Annotated in this window: 15 protein-coding genes; 4 read left to right on the plus strand and 11 right to left on the minus strand. The window is 42.4% G+C overall.

Features of this window, described 5'->3' with window-relative positions:
* Positions 1 to 355: 355 nt before the first annotated feature.
* From LX64_RS10075 to panC, 3 genes are all read right to left on the minus strand, one after another.
* Complete coding sequence (locus LX64_RS10075; protein WP_111597505.1) at positions 356 to 1,396, minus strand: lysylphosphatidylglycerol synthase transmembrane domain-containing protein; 1,041 nt, start codon at positions 1,394 to 1,396, stop codon at positions 356 to 358.
* Positions 1,397 to 1,404: 8 nt separating this feature from the next.
* Complete coding sequence (gene panD / locus LX64_RS10080; RefSeq protein WP_111597506.1) at positions 1,405 to 1,749, minus strand: aspartate 1-decarboxylase; 345 nt, start codon at positions 1,747 to 1,749, stop codon at positions 1,405 to 1,407.
* 196 nt (positions 1,750 to 1,945) lie between these two features.
* A complete protein-coding gene (panC, locus tag LX64_RS10085; protein WP_111597507.1) occupies positions 1,946 to 2,791 on the minus strand; it encodes a pantoate--beta-alanine ligase in 846 nt (281 codons plus the stop codon).
* A 111-nt stretch (positions 2,792 to 2,902) separates the two neighbouring features.
* Between panC and LX64_RS10090 the strand changes: the two genes are divergently transcribed.
* Genes LX64_RS10090 through metK form a run of 3 tightly spaced genes read left to right on the plus strand, consistent with a single transcriptional unit; the run spans position 2,903 to position 6,412 of the window.
* Positions 2,903 to 3,721, plus strand: a complete 819-nt coding sequence (locus tag LX64_RS10090) for a glycogen/starch synthase (protein WP_111597508.1) — start codon at positions 2,903 to 2,905, stop codon at positions 3,719 to 3,721.
* Between the two features lie 32 nt (positions 3,722 to 3,753).
* Positions 3,754 to 5,139, plus strand: a complete 1,386-nt coding sequence (locus LX64_RS10095; protein ID WP_111597509.1) for a DUF4270 family protein — start codon at positions 3,754 to 3,756, stop codon at positions 5,137 to 5,139.
* Between the two features lie 19 nt (positions 5,140 to 5,158).
* A complete protein-coding gene (gene metK / locus LX64_RS10100) occupies positions 5,159 to 6,412 on the plus strand; it encodes a methionine adenosyltransferase (RefSeq protein ID WP_111597510.1) in 1,254 nt (417 codons plus the stop codon).
* A 357-nt stretch (positions 6,413 to 6,769) separates the two neighbouring features.
* Here the strand turns inward: metK and LX64_RS10110 are convergent, their stop codons facing one another.
* On the minus strand, positions 6,770 to 7,672 hold the full coding sequence (locus LX64_RS10110; RefSeq protein WP_111597512.1) for a dioxygenase family protein: 903 nt from the start codon (positions 7,670 to 7,672) through the stop codon (positions 6,770 to 6,772).
* 120 nt (positions 7,673 to 7,792) lie between these two features.
* On the opposite strand from LX64_RS10110, the gene LX64_RS10115 reads away from it, so the two are divergent.
* Positions 7,793 to 8,152 carry a winged helix-turn-helix transcriptional regulator gene (locus LX64_RS10115; RefSeq protein WP_111597513.1) on the plus strand — a complete coding sequence of 120 codons (360 nt, stop codon included), beginning with the start codon at positions 7,793 to 7,795 and terminating at the stop codon, positions 8,150 to 8,152.
* A gap of 82 nt (positions 8,153 to 8,234) precedes the next feature.
* Here LX64_RS10115 and LX64_RS10120 read toward each other — a convergent pair whose 3' ends face one another.
* The 7 genes from LX64_RS10120 to LX64_RS10150 all read right to left on the minus strand — a co-directional run bounded on the left by LX64_RS10120 (position 8,235) and on the right by LX64_RS10150 (position 17,311).
* The gene (locus tag LX64_RS10120) at positions 8,235 to 9,014 is read right to left on the minus strand and encodes a carboxylesterase family protein (protein ID WP_111597514.1); all 780 of its coding nucleotides are present in this window, start codon (positions 9,012 to 9,014) and stop codon (positions 8,235 to 8,237) included.
* A 54-nt stretch (positions 9,015 to 9,068) separates the two neighbouring features.
* Positions 9,069 to 9,776: a TolC family protein gene (locus LX64_RS10125; RefSeq protein ID WP_111597515.1), complete on the minus strand. Its 708-nt coding sequence runs from the start codon at positions 9,774 to 9,776 to the stop codon at positions 9,069 to 9,071.
* Positions 9,773 to 11,302 carry an O-antigen ligase family protein gene (locus LX64_RS10130; RefSeq protein WP_111597516.1) on the minus strand — a complete coding sequence of 510 codons (1,530 nt, stop codon included), beginning with the start codon at positions 11,300 to 11,302 and terminating at the stop codon, positions 9,773 to 9,775. The genes LX64_RS10125 and LX64_RS10130 overlap by 4 nt, the downstream gene beginning before the upstream one ends.
* Before the next feature lie 83 nt (positions 11,303 to 11,385).
* On the minus strand, positions 11,386 to 12,654 hold the full coding sequence (locus LX64_RS10135) for a glycosyltransferase (RefSeq protein ID WP_245952614.1): 1,269 nt from the start codon (positions 12,652 to 12,654) through the stop codon (positions 11,386 to 11,388).
* Complete coding sequence (locus tag LX64_RS10140) at positions 12,633 to 13,985, minus strand: flippase (protein WP_111597517.1); 1,353 nt, start codon at positions 13,983 to 13,985, stop codon at positions 12,633 to 12,635. The genes LX64_RS10135 and LX64_RS10140 overlap by 22 nt, the downstream gene beginning before the upstream one ends.
* Positions 13,985 to 15,088 carry an acyltransferase family protein gene (locus LX64_RS10145; protein ID WP_111597518.1) on the minus strand — a complete coding sequence of 368 codons (1,104 nt, stop codon included), beginning with the start codon at positions 15,086 to 15,088 and terminating at the stop codon, positions 13,985 to 13,987. The genes LX64_RS10140 and LX64_RS10145 overlap by 1 nt, the downstream gene beginning before the upstream one ends.
* A 24-nt stretch (positions 15,089 to 15,112) precedes the next feature.
* Positions 15,113 to 17,311, minus strand: coding sequence for an exopolysaccharide transport family protein (locus tag LX64_RS10150; RefSeq protein ID WP_111597519.1), 2,199 nt, complete (start codon positions 17,309 to 17,311; stop codon positions 15,113 to 15,115).
* Positions 17,312 to 17,356: the final 45 nt, after the last annotated feature.

Raw genomic sequence — 17,356 nt, forward strand, 5'->3', positions numbered from 1 at the left:
TGAAAGCATCATGTATAAATAGTATTATACCATTACAACTACTCATCAATCACCCCAATCCTTCAAAAATCCCAATCTCAAAAATCCCATCCACCCCCCAACACAACAGGCACCACAAAGCCCCCAATGCCCTTCACCACAGTAGCACCAAAGCCCCATCAACATCCCGATCAAACGGCGACGCAGTCTTTCGCCGTTTGTCCTCCTTTCTTTGGTTACTTTCTTTGGAGAAGCAAAGAAAGTAACACAACGGGATGTAACCCAAAACAGAATAGCCGGGCCAGCGAATGGAATAAAAAATCAACTATAACAGAACTACTGTATAGCAAGTAACCGCATGGCAAATAAGCAACTATTACTTAAGCCTATTACGATTATAAATCGGAAGAATAATCAAGGAAAATAACCCTAGAATAAGGATTAACAAAGTTTGCGCTCCCCATATAATCCAGCTAAAAGCATAAGCCGCCGCAGCAGGCACCTTATACAAAGGCATAATCTTCTGAATAATAAGCGGGTAAGCTCCAATACCACCAGGCGTAACAATCATCCCGATGCTACCAAAAGCTAACAACGCCATACCGGCTTTCACACCGAGGTGACTAGTTTCGCCCAAGGTGAAGAAACCCACGTACATCATCCCGAAGTAGAGGAACCAAATGAAGATAGAGTGGAAGATGAACCAGCCTTTATTGGGCATTTTGCCAATGGCAATGATACCATCCCATACGTTGCGGATGATTTCTTTGATTTTAATAGCGGCGGCAGATTTAGCGAATTTGCGGCCTAAATAAATCAATATCAATACAAACGCGATGGCTATACCGGCCAAGATCATGAGATGCTTCGCATCCATGGCGGCGATTTTAGCTTGTAGGGGGATGAGGATATCGGTTTCTAAGAAGTTATATACGACATCAACCTGTGATAAAATGGTGATGGCGAAAAGGAGGATAAGACTAAGTAAGTCAACAGCACGTTCGGCAATGATAGTACCTACTAGCTTGTCGGCAGGGAGTTTTTCGTAGCGGGCTAAGATACCGCAACGGGCTACTTCACCTAAACGGGGAACGGCCAAATTGGCCAAGTAGCCGATCATAACAGCAAAGAAAGTGTTCCAAAGGGTTGGATTGTAACCCAAGGAACGCATGAGAAGGCGCCAGCGGATGGCACGTACCCAGTGACTAAAGAACCCGATGACAAAAGCAGGAAGAATCAGCCAGTAATTAGCCGCCTTAAATGATTCGACGATGGCTGCTTTCTGCCCCGGTTCCAGGTCCTTTAGTGCTAACCATATCAATAGCAATCCTAGCCCGAGGAATACTAAAAGTCGGAGTGCTTTCTTTATAAACCCTAGGAAAGAGTTGCCAGTTGGATAGTTAGGATTTTGCTGCATGCGATTGCTTAGAGTTTGTTACCTTCTTTCGGGAAAACCGCGATAGGTGTGTATTTTTTGGCTTCTTCAAAGTCCATTGTTGCATAAGAGATGATGATAACAATATCACCAGGGCTTACCAAACGGGCTGCAGGGCCGTTCATACAAATAACACCAGAGTCTCTTTTACCTTTAATGACATAAGTTTCCAAGCGTTCGCCGTTGTTTACGTTCAACACTTGCACCTTTTCATATTCGATAAGACCGGCGGCATCCATCAGGGCCTCGTCGATAGTAATACTACCAACATATTGCAGGTTCGCTTCGGTAACAACTGCCCTGTGGATCTTACATTTTAATACTTCGATTTGCATAGTTCTGCGTAAAGTGTTCGCAAAGGTAAAGAAAAAAGAATCATAAGTAGTAGGTGAAACTCATGGATTTATAGTCGCATGACAAAAGAAGCCCGCTTCCATAGTATAGAAACGGGCTTCGAATATTCTATTCATCGTCAAATCGTTATACCGTTTATTTGACAATGCACATTATTGGGTATCAGCGGAAGTGGAATTAATTTAACAGCATATTATCAATTAAACGGATTTCACCGAGTTTCGCGGCCACTAAAGCAACGAGTTTTTCGCCTGTATATTCGGTAACGGGTGCTAAATTATCGGCATTACAAACAGCCACATAATCTAATTGAAAACCAGCATGTTGTAATGTGCTACTTGCAGTGGAAATTAATTCGGAAATAGGCTGCTGCTTCAAGTGTTGCTTAATTGTAGAAAGCACTTGGAAGATGGTAACGGCAAGGGATTTTTCTTCGGCCGTGAGGCGCATATTTCGGCTACTCATGGCAAGGCCAGAATCTTCTCGTCGTGTTGGAACGATCACTAGATCAGTTGGCGTATTGGTGATTTCCAACAATTTTTTGACAATCATGCATTGTTGAAAATCCTTTTGTCCCATAAATAACGCGTCCGGCTCCACCGCTTGGAGAAGTTTATGAACGATGATACCAACGCCTTGGAAGTGGTTGGGGCGATAGGCGCCTTCGAGCATATTTTCGAGTTGACCGAAATCGTAGTGGGGGTGTTGGGCATGAATACCGGCGGGATACATCTCGCTAACAGATGGTAAAAAAAGAACATCTGTATCAACACTTTCCAATTTTATTATATCTTCATTAATCGTAATCGGATATTTTTCGAAATCTTTTGGGTCGTTAAATTGAGTAGGATTTACGAATATACTGCATACAACAATATCGCACGCTTTGCGGGCCTCGCGGATGAGTGATAAATGCCCGTCGTGTAAGGCTCCCATCGTTGGAACGAAGCCAATTTTTTTTCCTTCAGATTTGAGCTGAGCCAAGTAGGTTTTCAACTCGTTTTTTTGTTTAAATAGATACATAATCCTTTGCTTAAAGGGATGTTAAAAGTGTTAAACTGCCTATTATTACCTAAAAATTTCGTAGTTTTGCAAGCCAAATTAAAAATTACTGCATTAATAATCAGCATTTAAATGTCCACAAAGAAAAGAATTCTTTTTATTGCCCAGGAGATGTCGCCTTACTTAGAATTAAGTGATTACGCGGCGATGGTGAATAAAATGGCGATTAAATCAAACGAAGCCGGGTTGGAAGTGAGGGTCATCATGCCAAGGTTTGGTACCATTAACGAAAGAAGGCATCGTTTACATGAGGTTGTACGGCTATCGGGGATTAATATTGTGATCGACAACGATGATTACCCGCTGATCATTAAAGTGGCTTCTTTACCGAATGCGCGCTTACAGGTGTATTTCTTGGATAACGAGGATTACTTTAAGCGCAAGAATGTATTTGCCGACGATGACGGTAAATTTTTCGACGACAACGCGGCCCGTTCGATCTTCTTCTGTAAGGGTGCTTTAGAGACCGTGAAGAAATTCGGTTGGCCTCCAGACATTATCCACTGTAGTGGTTGGATGACGTCGCTCATTCCCATGTATTTAAAAACAGCATATAAAAAAGAGCCTGTGTTCGCGAATGCGAAAACGGTATATTCATTGGAACCCAACAGCTTCAAAGAGAAATTGGGGGCTACTTTCTTGAAAAAAGCCGCGATCAGCAACCAGGTGAAAGAGAAAGATCTCGAACTTTTCAAAGAAGGTACGAATGCAGCCTTGAATAAAGGTGCAGCCAAATACGCCGATGCAATCGTTGTTGCAGGCGAAAAGGCCGATAAAAAAATCGTGGACGAGGTGAAGGCAGAGAAAGGTAAAATTATTGTTCCTTATAAGAAAGACAACGAAGACTTAGCAGATTACCTGCAACTTTATACACAATTGATAGGCAAATAAACGCATAAGAGAACCTTTCAAATCAAACCTACGTGAAGATCAAATTCAGTTATTTAAGCTGTTTATCGCTGCTCACATTCGGCCTGTTTACGTTTTCAGGCTGTTCGGAATCTACTATCCTTGGTAGTAATCTCATTCCCGGTGGCGATAAGGTAGATGTTGTTGACTCAACAATCAATAATCTCATTGTATACAACATTCAACGTCCAGACTCAACGATCATCACGGGAGGTTACCAAAGCTATGGCAAGGTAATCGGTACTATTTCCGATGATGCTATTTTTGGTAAGTCGTACGGTGAAGCGTTTTTGCAATTGGCTATGCCAAAAGATACTTTCCGATTTGCCGATAATTCAAGCATTAGGGAAGCATGGTTATACCTACCTTACAGTGGTTCTTATGGCGACGAAAATTCCGATGTGGTAGTAGATGTATATCAAATGCAGGAACCTACTTTCAAGGTAGATTCTGCTTATAGATCATACCAACAAATGAACAGGTTATCGACTGTTTTGGGTACTGCCACGCAGAAACCTGTAAATAGTAAAGATTCTGTCTATATTGTAGACAAAATTGGAGGTAAAGATTCTTCCATTTATGTTACAGGTGCTAGCTTACGTATCAAAATGAACGCCACCTTCATCAACATGTTGGTGAACGCTTCTAAAACTTCAGCTTTTGATAACGATAGTACATTCCGTAGATGGTTAAATGGCTTGGCGATTGTTCCAAGATCAAAATCAACGGGTAAAGCCTTGATGTACACCTCGGTTTCGGGAGCGAAATTGAGTATTCAAACGTACCTCAACAGTCGCCCAGATAGTACGATCTTCTACAACTTCCCATATGTAGCGTCTACTTGTGCGCATCAAAACTATTTTGAGCGTAATTACAGTGGTGCCGAAGTAGCTAACTTTGTGAATACCAACAACCCAGCAGGTGATCAAACCACTTACTTGCAAGAGGCCCCAGGTATTTACGCAAAGCTGTTGATCCCAGGTTTGGAGAATTTCCCCCAATCAACGATCAACTCGGCAGAATTAGTGATCACAGAAATCACTGCCGGCAACACACAAAAAGATATCTACACCCAACCAAGTACTTTGATGTTGTATAAGTATGCATCTCCTACAACCGATAGCTTAGGCTACGTGGTTGACTATGGTAGCCCACTTTCTCCAAACCCTAGTTTTGGTGGCGAGAAGGTTGAGATTAACCTCGGCGGTGTAAAAACTATACAATACAAGTTCAACATCCCGCGCTACTTGCAAATGTTGTTGAGAAAGCAAGAAACCAATTATGGCTTCAAATTAATGGCTTACTCATCATTGCCAATCGACGCTCGTCGTTTGAAAGCCGGTGGTAGCGGAGTGTCTACCCAAAATATGCACTTACGAATCATTTATACTAAACAATAACGCTGAATCCTTAAATTACATGCCTTATCTTTTTACCTCAGAATCAGTATCAGAAGGTCACCCAGATAAAGTTGCAGACCAAGTGTCCGACGCTTTGATCGATAACTTTTTGGCATACGACAGCAAATCTAAAGTCGCTTGTGAAACCCTCGTAACAACCGGTCAAGTCGTATTAGCCGGTGAAGTGAAATCAGAAGCTTACCTTGATGTGCAAGACATTGCACGCGACGTGATCCGTAAAATCGGTTACACGAAGAGTGAATATATGTTTGAAGCCAACTCTTGTGGTATTTTATCAGCGATTCACGAGCAATCGCCAGATATTAACCAAGGTGTTGACCGTACAAGCCCAGAAGAACAAGGTGCAGGTGACCAAGGTATGATGTTTGGTTACGCGACGAAAGAAACGGAAAACTACATGCCTTTGGCTTTAGACTTGGCGCATAAATTATTGATCGAATTAGCAGCAGTACGCCGCGAGAATAAAGAGATCACTTATTTACGCCCAGATGCTAAATCCCAAGTTACGATTGAATATTCTGACGATAATACGCCGATTAGAATCGATACCATTGTAATTTCTACTCAGCACGACGATTTCGATCAAGATGAAACGATGTTGGCTAAGATCAAATCCGACATGATCAACATCCTCATCCCGCGTGTAAAAGCGCAATTGAAACCGGAATTACAAGCGTTGTTCAACGATCAAATCACATATCACATTAACCCAACCGGTAAATTCGTGATTGGTGGTCCACACGGTGATACAGGTTTAACCGGTCGTAAAATCATCGTAGATACATACGGTGGTAAAGGTGCGCATGGTGGTGGTGCCTTCTCAGGTAAAGATCCTTCTAAAGTGGATCGTTCTGCTGCATATGCAACCCGTCATATCGCTAAAAACTTAGTAGCGGCAGGTGTTGCCGACGAAATTCTCGTACAAGTTTCTTACGCTATTGGCGTTGCGAAACCTTGTGGTGTGTTCGTTAACACTTACGGTACTTCAAAAGTAAATATGAATGATGGCGCTATTGCACGTAAAATCGAAGAAATTTTCGATCTTCGTCCTTACGCTATCGAACAAAGATTGAAACTTCGTAATCCAATCTACTCGGAAACAGCTGCTTATGGGCACATGGGCCGTGAAAACCAAGTAGTAACGAAGGTGTTCAACGCAGGCAAGAAAAACGAGAAAAAAGTGGAAGTAGAGTTGTTTACATGGGAGAAACTCGACTATGTAGATAAAGTGAAAGCTGCTTTTGGCTTATAAAAATGCTTACATCATCATTTGTTAGGAAAGGCTGTACCGAAAGGTGGCAGCCTTTCTTATTTCTACGAAGGTGGTTTACGATTGGGATTCGAGGTTTTTCAAATTTCTTTTATCCTATTTGTTACTTTCTTTGCTTCTCCAAAGAAAGTAACCAAAGAAAGGAGGAAAAACGGCGAAAGACTGCGTCGCCGTTTTATCGGGATGTTGATGGGGCTTCGGTGCTACTGTGGTGAAGGGCATTCGTTCTTTGTGGTGCCTGTTTTGTGGGTGGGTATGTGGTATGTGGGGGGTGGGGGTGAAAAAAAGCTATCTCTTTGGGGAGATAGCTTGTATGTTGATTCTTTTCTTCTTTCTTTATTATGACCAGTCGCCGAGCATGAAGCTTCGTTCGCTGAAGGCGGGGAGGTTGATGGTGTGGTCGTAGAAGTGTTTGATTTCGTCTTTTTTGTCCATGAGGCCGAGGCTGTAGAGGACGGGGACGAAATGGTCGGGCGTGGGGGCGGCTAGTTTGCCCAGTTTGTGGCTTGTTTCGTAGTTGATGATGTTGGTGAAATTACGGTTGTCGAGTTGTTGTTTAATCCAATGATCGTATTCTAATTCCCAGCCGAAAGGGGTGTAGTCGCCGCGTTGTAGTTTTTGACCTACTAACTGGAGATTATGGATGAGGGAGCCGGAGCCTATGATTAGGATGCCTTTTTCCCTGAGAGACTGTAGCTGTTTTCCTAATTCATAATGATATTCGGGTTTGGCGTAATAGTCGATACTCATTTGAAAAATCGGGATGTTGGCGTTGGGGATGAGGTGCATGAGCATGGGCCATGCGCCGTGATCTAAGCCCCAATCTTCGGTAGCGTGTACCGATGGGATTATTTTTGTTACTTCTTGCGCTATTCCTGGGGCGCCTTTGGCGTGGTATTTTACATTGTAATATTCTGGAGGGAAGCCGTAGTAATCGTAGATTTGGGTTTGCTCTTGTGATATATTCACAAAAGTGCCCTTTGTACACCAGTGTGCAGAGATAACCAAGGCGGCTTTTATCTCGTATTTCGTTTGTAATACTTTACCTAGTTCATACAAAGTATTCCAAAACGGCCGCTCTTCTTTCGACAGCGGTATATCCATAGGGCTACCATGAGAGGTGAAAAGCACCGGCATCTTTTTGCTTTGCTTAGGCAAAGCATCTGCTAAAGTCTTCAATCCACCCAAAGTACCCATCGTTGTTAATCCTATCATAGCTTGCATAAATTCTTTTCGTTCCATCGTATTTCCCTATTGAAAGGTTTTGTTTGACGATGTAAAAGTACATAGCTTTACTATAAAATAGTAAGTACTATACTTTTGTATAGTGCTATACTTCAGTATAGTTATTATAATTGTCCCATGGAAAAATTACTCGTAAACGACGCCGAATTATGTGAAAGCAAACTTGTACTTGCCTTAAACGATACACTCAATGTTATTAGCGGGAAATGGAAACTGCCTATCATGGCTTCTCTATTGAGTGGTAAAAAGCGGTTTTCTGAGATTGAAAGGAATATTCCTACCATTAACCCACGTATGTTGTCGAAGGAACTCAAGGAATTGGAAATTAACGGGATTGTAGCCCGGAAAGTGAATGATTCGAAACCAGTAACAGTTGATTATGAACTTACGTCTTCTGGATATGCCATTCGGCCGGTGCTGGAGGTAATGATTAATTGGGGTATGGAACACCGTGCTTCTATTATGGGCAAGAAATAGTTGGGGCCACTGCCTGTAAAATACAAAAGGCTCTCTATTGGGGAGAGAACCTTTTCATATCGACTAGTGTATAAACAATCGCTTACTCGCGTTTAAATTGTAGTAGCCACTCGTATATACTCATACCTTCTTGTCTAAAGTTAGGATCATACAATTCTTTCCAACAACAATGGCGGAAAGGGGTGATCGTTACACGGGCTAAACCCTCTTGGTATTTATTCGTGCTATCGGCATATCGTTGGGCATTTTCTAAGAAGAAAAGCTCGTCACTACCACCAAAATACCAACAGTGTACACCGGCAATAGCGGTGTTCCTGAAATGGTATAAGTTTTTATCGTCGATCGCCGAGGGCGACATGGGTATAGCTGCCGCGAAGCGTTTACTTAGTTTCAGTGATTCTGTGATGGCCATCACGGAAGCCCATCCACCGGCGCTGTAACCGGTGATGTAAATACGGGTAGTATCTACGCGGTACTTGGCAATGATCTGGTCGAGCACGCTACTGAGCTGCTCGGGTTTAAGGCCCCATTCTAAGGCTTGTGGGCACACGACGATAAACTTGTAGAGCTTGCCATCTACTGGGTTTACAGCATCGAGTTTGGCACCTTTATCGAGCCAGTACGGGATACCTTCCAAGGCTAGTCGACTTAAATCGGTACCCGACTTGCTTTTGCCATGGAGGAATAAGATAAGTGGGTACTTCTTATTGGCAGTGGCATAGTCATCGGGTAGTTGCACTAAAGCCCCGTTGGTGTGCCAAGGCGATAGGCGAATGTCGATTTTAGTTTGGTGGCGTTGGGCGTGTATTCGGTGTATTCCGGAAAACAGCATCACTATTAATAATAAAGCTGCAATTCTCATGATTCAAAGTAATAAGTGGTCAATACTAACGGTTACGTATCTACGTAACTAAAATTATTGCTGCGGGTATTGGGATAATACGTCATCGAAACGGAGGCCGATGATTTCTTCGATTTCCAATTTTACAACAGCTAAATCGCGTTCATACATGATTTTCTTTACTAGTTCGGCATTATAGGTTTTAGAAGCAGCGCTATATGCTTCGTACGTAATGGTGCCCGTAGAGAATTTCTGTTCTGCTTGTGTGAAAGCAGCATAATCATCTTCAGCGATTTCGTTTTGCAATTTGAGGAGTTCGCGTTTCATGAGGAAGTCTTCGTATTTCGACAATACGAGCGTCCTAATAGAACGTTCAGCTGCTTCTTTTTTAGCATCGGCAGCTTCCACGCCACGTTTTGCGATTTTTACTTCACTGGCTTTCGACCAGAAAGAACCTAATGGCACGTTAATACCAACGTTCCATAGCGGGTAATAAAGGTTTCCTAATTGTGAACGATCTACCGTATTAAGGGATACTTCGTTCATGTTGATACTTACGATGACGTAGTTCAACCATTGCGCTTTTTCACGGGTAACGATGTGTTGCGCTCTTTGTTTTTCTGCTTCAGCACCACGCACGAGGGGGCCATGTAATGCTAGTTCTACCAACTTCTCACGGATGGTAACCGTTGGGGGATTCAATTGAGTGGCAGCGGTCTGCGTTTGTGCATGGGTTGTAGCAAACGTTACACTTAGAAACAATACAGCGAATGCTTTTTTCATTTTAACTCGGTTTTATTAAGTACAGATTTATTTTCAGTTTGTGTGTTTGTATCGAATGAACGCAATTTGATGATCATGGCTAAGGAGCCGTAGAACATAAATGCGCCTGGAATTTGGCCAATGGCCACTTGGGCATAGTTGGCAATGATCATCGAGAAGATGTTAACCATGATGGCTAAGTAGTATGTTCGCAGTTCGGGATTACGGGTTCGGTAATATTGCCTTATCCCCGTTTGCATCACAATGAAGTATAAAATACAACCCAAAATCAAGCCTACCCATCCTGCTTCTAACGCAGTTTTCAAGAACCCACTATCTGGTGGGAAACCCGCTAAGGGGTGACCAGGATTGTAGATCTCACCACCTACACCGCTTGTACTCATACCACCACCTAATGGGTGGCGCCAGATATAGGGCTGAATATAATGTCGATTCACATCACGCACGTTCAACGATTCATCTTCCGACTGGAACGTACTGCGAATACGGTTGATAGTGCCGTTACTATGGAAAGGACCAAATATTACCACCACGAATACCATGGTAGAAATAATGGCGAAAGCCAAGGTTTTACGACTGGTGATCGTCATCATAATATACAATACCAAGCCCGCCGGTAACATAGCATAGGCTGTTCTTGTACCAGAGAAAGCCATTCCTAGCATCATCCCCAAAGCACCTATTAATAAATAGCGACGATGTTTTTTACTAACCGGCCCCATGGCTAATGCAATGGCAGAAAGCGCGGTACTAGCCATTAAGATACCATACGAAGTAGGATCACTTAAGAACGAGAACTTACGAATGGTACCCCCTTGGAAATAAAGGCGGTATTTTAATGGGTCACTAACTACCCAGTATTCTTCGAAAGGTAAGAGGCCCACCCATTGTTGGAACACCCCGTAAAAGCCTGATAAGGCACAAAGAGATAACCAAATTTTGAAGAACTGCTTTACATCATCGAACGACTCAAATACGTGCAGTGCTACAAAGTAGATCATCATGAAGTTGAGGTACTTTCTAAAAGCGAATATCCAACCACCAATAGAATACATGGAAGGATTGAATGCTTCTACGAGCATGAATGCCAAGTAAATGAAGTAGATATAGGTAATCGGGTTCTTCGAATATTGCCAGTAGCGTTCGCGGATAAGCGTTTTACGGAAGTAAATGCCGGTGAAGTTCATGAAGATCATCACGTCGATCAAGATACCAACGGGTAAAGCATCGTTCACCATCCGGTTGAGATAGAAAACGAAGAAGGAGACCCCGGTCGACAAGTAAAAGCCTAGCTTGGTTTCGAATAAACAGGCGAATACCGTAGCAATACCAATCAATCCTGCTACAATACCAATGCCTACTAAGAAATGTATTTTTGCAACACCTACCGCGATCACCAACGACACAAATAGGAGTGTCATATAACCCAATGGAGAATTGAGTTTACGTTGGTAAACTTGGTCGTACAGCACATTGTACACCCACTTGGTAAAACTGTTATACGTATGTTTTGCTAATTTCAGCACGCTTGAATCGATGTTTTAAAAGAATAAAATTTTCAAACAAATCGCTACCATTACGAACAACACGAAAATGGTGACGAGTATCTCTAAGATTCGATCGTTGCTAAACCTATCGTCGGCCATGTACGTTTGTTTTGTTGTTCTAAGATCTGTTTCAGTTGTTGGCACATTTTTCCTACTGATGCGGGCCAAGTGTGCGATAAGGCGAATTTTTTACGTGCCTCGATCACAGGTAGATCAACAGGCATACGTAAAATGTTACCGATAGCTTGCACATATTCGTTGGCATTTTCGCATAGGTATGTATACGGCGCGAACATTTCCATGGCAGCAGTTTTGGTTGCTACAACGGGTTTGCCCATAGCCAAGTATTCGTCTACTTTACGGGGATAGTTCCCGATCGTCATATCATTCAGCGCTTGCGGGTTCATACACACATCGAAATGGTAAATGTAATCGGCGAGTGTATGCGCGGGTTGTGGTCCAAGGAAATGTACATTGGGCATATTGTGCAACTCGCTTTGGCGGAAGCTTTCATCTTCCGGCCCCACTAAAATCACTTGCCATTGCGTATTCGCTTGCGCGATGGTTTTAATAATGTTGATGTCTAGCCGGGCCGACATTAAAGCACCTACATACCCGATTAATGGGCCGTTGATGCCTTGCATTCCGAATGGTTTTTCGGGCGCGCGTTTTACGATAAAGTGATCGAACTCGCAACCTTGACCGATGTCGATGCTGTTTGGATTATGTTGCTTAGCATAATTGGCGAGGTAGGCTGAATTAGCAGCCACCATTGTGCTTTTAGCCATTAGTTTGGGTTCTAGGCGAACGCCATGCTTTTGGAAATACGGTTGACTCACGAGGTTGTCGCGGATGTAGTATACAGTGGCGGCAAACCCGGGCAACAATTCATCCATATAGAAGGCACGGAAGAAATCGCTGTCGTTTATCAAAATAGGATCAACGAACTGCAAGCGTTTCATAGCTTGTTGGATTTCCTTGGCAATACTTTTATTATTTCTGTAGTTGAAGTAATCGAACAACATATCCGTAGGTACCCAATTAGCAGAACTTACTATCGTTCGCGGGTTCAATACGAATAAATTAGGATGTACTTCATTGATATCATCGACCTCTCGACGAATGCTTTTCATACGAGCGATCGTGATAGGGTCGTTTTTATCGCGAATAGATGAAATGCGATCGAGCGCACGGTTAACATATAACACGCGGTTATAGCGCGATAATTCCATCGCGATATTCTTACAATTACTTCCAATTGGCACGTCCCAAGGTTGCAAGCCCACCATAACAATATCTCTGCCTTGCATTATCTCGTTTTCCATTTCCATAACAGGCGTTGTTGAACAATCTGTAACATGTCGGGGTAGAATTGGAACATGTATTTAAACACGTTGCCTACTTGTACACCGAACTTTCTATGTAAAATCGTTTGCATCACAGCAAAGGATAAAATATACGTTGTAAGAGTAGCCAAGGCCGCCCCTTGTAACCCGAAATACTTGGCGAATACGTAGCAGATACCGATGTTAATCACAGCGGTTACTGTAAGCACCGTAAAGTTCCATTGCGGGTGCCCCGTGGAATCCATAATGGTTCCGAATTGTTTTACGAAGGGTAGAAACAGGCCATACACCATCGTGATTTGCAATAGGTATGCTGCTTCCATGTATTCCTGTCCTGCTATCACCCATAGCACGAACTTAGGCAAGCAAAAAATGAAAATACTGACCGGTAACCCAATGGCCAATAAGGCGCCTACTGCTTTTTCATAGAGGTACTTTACTTTACCAATGTTACCTTCCTCCATCACTTTCGCGCTTTTAGGGAACAAAATATCACCTAGCACCTGCGAAGGCACATCTACTAAATTGCTGATACGCACACATACACTATACAAGGCTACAGCCGCCGGAGAGAAAAATGACGACACAATGAATTGGTCCGTATTTCGAAACACCATAGCGCTGAAATTCGTTCCAAACACATACTTCCCGAAATGCCATAATTTCAATATCCATTCCTTCTTCACCACGAAATTTCTTAACAAGAACTTCCGCGCGAAGTAATAAGAAGCAGCTGTTCCCACTACGATCCCAATGTTGTAATACAATATCAATGAATCGAGCGTTACACTACCTTGCGTAAACAAGTGTGCGACAATTAACCCGAAGGCTGTTCCTTGGCGCATGAAATAGGCGAAGAATACCCCTTTAAAATCGGCATTAGCATTCTGAATCCACTCGAAATGAGAGAAGGGAATTAAGCACAACAAACCGGGTAAAAACTTATATAATACCGGTGTTAGGGCCGGTGCTTTCAGCAAGTTATTTAATGGCACCGATAGGGTAGCGATCGCTAAGCCAAAGGCTAAGGTGATGCCAATGTTTAAACACATTGCGGCAGAATTCACGAAAACGTGCTCTTCCTTTTGGGTGCTATTGAGGAACTTAATTAAACCGTTTTTGATGAGCGCAGTGCGAATAACTTCAATCAAGCCTGTCATCACCAAAAACAAGCTCCATATACCCATTTCATCTTTCGTAAGATGGCGAACGAGTATGAGCATACTACCGAAGCCAAAGAACAACACCGCTAGTTTTTGCAAACCGCTGTAGATGCCCGATGACAACCAATAGCTATATTTTTTCTCTTGCTCCATTATTTGACTAATTGCGGGTTGGGTTGAACTGTTTTCTTTTCTGGCCGTTCCAAACTATACAACCACCATGCACCAATTTGCATCGCGATGTTATACACGATAATAGGTACAATAAGGGCAGTTACTAAACAGATAGCCAGCATTAACGGGATGTACGTCATACCTGCTTTTACTAATAGCACGCGTGTTGCCGAAGCTACTAGTACGTGGCATACATAAATGTACATCGAGTGGTAACCGACAACCCTTAAGGCTTTCAGCACATTGTATTGCTGTAACATAAAGGCTATGTTCACCATAAAAGCACATCCCGTAACCGCAATCACAATAAATAAGATCGGTTGGTATGCTTCTACGAATTCATAATCCTTCATCATTAAATTTTCCTGTAAAAAGTAATATTGCCCCACGATGAAGATGGGCAATAAAACACCGAAGACCTGCCAAGAGCCATATAATTTATACTTCTCCTTGTTCAACATATAATCCGCAATCAAATCACCAAAAGCGAAGAACATGTAATAATGCAGGATATCATATACGAAACCAATATCGATTTGATGGCGCGTTAGGTAACTGGATGTAAAGTACATGGCAGCACCTAATAGCAACTGGTACCCAATTTTGAGTTTTTGTCGTAATAAAACGTATAAAACAGTTACATTGAATAAAGCATAGAGATACCAAAACTGGTCGATCCGCCGGGGAAATAGGGCAATGTAGGTATAATCGTGCCAGGTCCGATCCGCATTCACGTATTTCGATAACGCGATTTGCAGCGTTACTTGTAATACCGACCAAACTAAATATGGCCAAAGCAGAATATTGAATTTGTTCTTTACAATGGTACCTACACTACGTTTTGCTAAACTACGCCCAATGAATACACCCGATAAGATGAAAAACAATGGCATACGGAAACTATAGAAAATAATATTCGCATGTTCCAAATAATCATAAGCATCCGTGCCAGGAATCGCCCTTAAAAAGCCCTCGAAAATGTGGCGGTAAAGGACGAGAATAATGGCAATGCCGCGTGCATAGTCGACCCATGGCAAGCGGCTATTGTTGACAATTGAACTATTAAAGAGGTTAAACTTCATTTGTGTACGCGGTTATACGATTCGTTACAAATCGATATTTTCCAGTTCTACATAATTCAGTACGGCGCCGGTATATTTACCGTTCAAACCTTGTAAGAAAGCGATAGATTCTTTATCGGTTTGACGGATGGAAGAGCGGGCGGAAACAACAGAAATAACGCTGTCGACATATTGTAATAATTCCATACTGTCGGAACGCCCGTTCAGCGCTGCGCCTTCTAAGAAAATATAATCATATTCATTCTTGAGGGCACCCAAATGATGCAAGATGTTATTTCTGTTGATCACTTCTGTTGGCGTATAATGCCCGCTTTCGCAACCAATTATATCTACATAATCGACTCCACTGGCAGAAATTAGTTTATCGCTATTTACGATATGACCATCTTTCCATTGCACATGGAATTTCTCTAACGTAGGCGCTGCATCGAAAATTTGCGTGAGCGAGTTGTGAGAGAAATTGGTATCGATTAATAAAACTTTCTTTTTACTTAAGCTTAAGCTGTTAGCTAAAGCTTTGATGATGGTCGTTTTACCTTCACCCGGGCGTGCGCTGGTGAACAAGAATACTTTTTGGTTGCTGGATTCTAGTTCGTAGCGGAGTTTGCGTAAATGTTCGCGGAAGATTACCTCATCGGGTTCTTTAGAATCGGGGTTGGCGAAGATATTCGTAATAGACGTTTTCTTCATATTCACCTTGTTCACTACACCGACCATTTTCAAATCCACTGATTTTGTGAATTGAGAAGGTGTTTTGATCGATACATCAATATACTCCAAGAAGATAAGCGCGATACAACAGAATACAAACATACTCATGCCCGCTAAACCGAGGATGATTAAACGTTTGCTAGGTTCAGGTTCAACAGCAGGTTGACCAAACAAAATCTGGCGGAAGTTATCGGATGGCGCGATTTTAGAATTCGCTGCTGCATCGTAACGAGATTTTACGTTTTCGTATTCGGCTTGTGCTAAGTCAACTTCCTTCTGCAACGCAATATTGTTCGCGCCACGAGAAGCAACGGCACCGATGCTACTGTTGAGCGATCCAATTTTATTGCGGTAGTCTTCGATATTACTTTCCGCTGTAGAAATTTGAATAGAAAGATCGGAACGTTTTTGTAACAAATCGGCCTTTGTAACTGTAGGGCCCACACTTGCCGAAGGCGTAGTGCTGGTTAATTGCGACAATTTTTTATTGTACTCATCTTTTAAACGTTCATATTTCGCTTTCAGCTCTGCATCTCTCGAGCCGGAGTTCAAATAATCTGAATAAGCCCTGTTCATCAAAGCTTTTGCAGTCGACACTTCGCTGTTAATAGAGCTAGGAGCCGAAATAGAGCTAGAATTGCTTCTATCCATTTCCGCGATTTTAAGATTGATTTCTTGCAAGCTAAGGCGCGCGGTATTTAGGATAGAACGTTCATCGGCAATACGGTTTTCGTAGTTGCTGATTTGTTCAAGTTTATTGGTAGACTCCAACGAAACATCGATCGTACCACGAGAGCGCAGGCGCATTAGAGCAGAGTCGAGCTCTTCTCTTTGCTGGCGAACGAGTACATCGAGGGCGTCGATAGATTTGATCGTATTTTGGGTGCGGCTAGATTCGTTGGTACGAATAAATTCTGCCGCTACTTGGTTTACTACATCGGCCGATAATTCGGGGTTCGATGAGTTGAATTCGATATCGATAAAGTCGGTTCTTTGAACGCGGCTTACCCATAAGAATTTACGGAGGTTTTCGAGATCGTATTTATAGATCTTAATGAGCTCGATGATTTTTCTTTCTTCTGGATCGAAAGAGCTTAATAATTTTTCTTTGGCGTATTTGCCTTTTAGGATGTCCACAACTTTCGCGCGGTCAATCTTAAGGGCAGCTTCCTTCGCTTTCTGGTCCGAGTTTAAAGTACGGAAAGGCTTAGCTGGGTTTTCGAGATCGTGAATCATTAAGTGATAGGAAAGTAATCCTAATACTTTAGGAGAACGCATAGCTTCCACTACGTTATTAAACTTCACGTCAATTTCGTAGATGTTAAACCCTTCATCGCGCAATTTCACCTGTTCGCCTGAAGTGGTAAAACCTGTTGCAATTTGCGCTACAGAGCGATATAGTTGAGGTTGATTGAGCGTTAACAAAAATGCCAATATCACTGCCGAAATGGTACAAATGATAATAATCCATTTTCTGCGTAACAGCGACTTAAAGAGGTAAATCAAATCCATATAAATCTATTCTTTAATATAAAAAAGAATTTAATAAGATAGAGC

This window comes from Chitinophaga skermanii (assembly GCF_003259335.1).
Lineage (GTDB): Bacteria > Bacteroidota > Bacteroidia > Chitinophagales > Chitinophagaceae > Chitinophaga > Chitinophaga skermanii.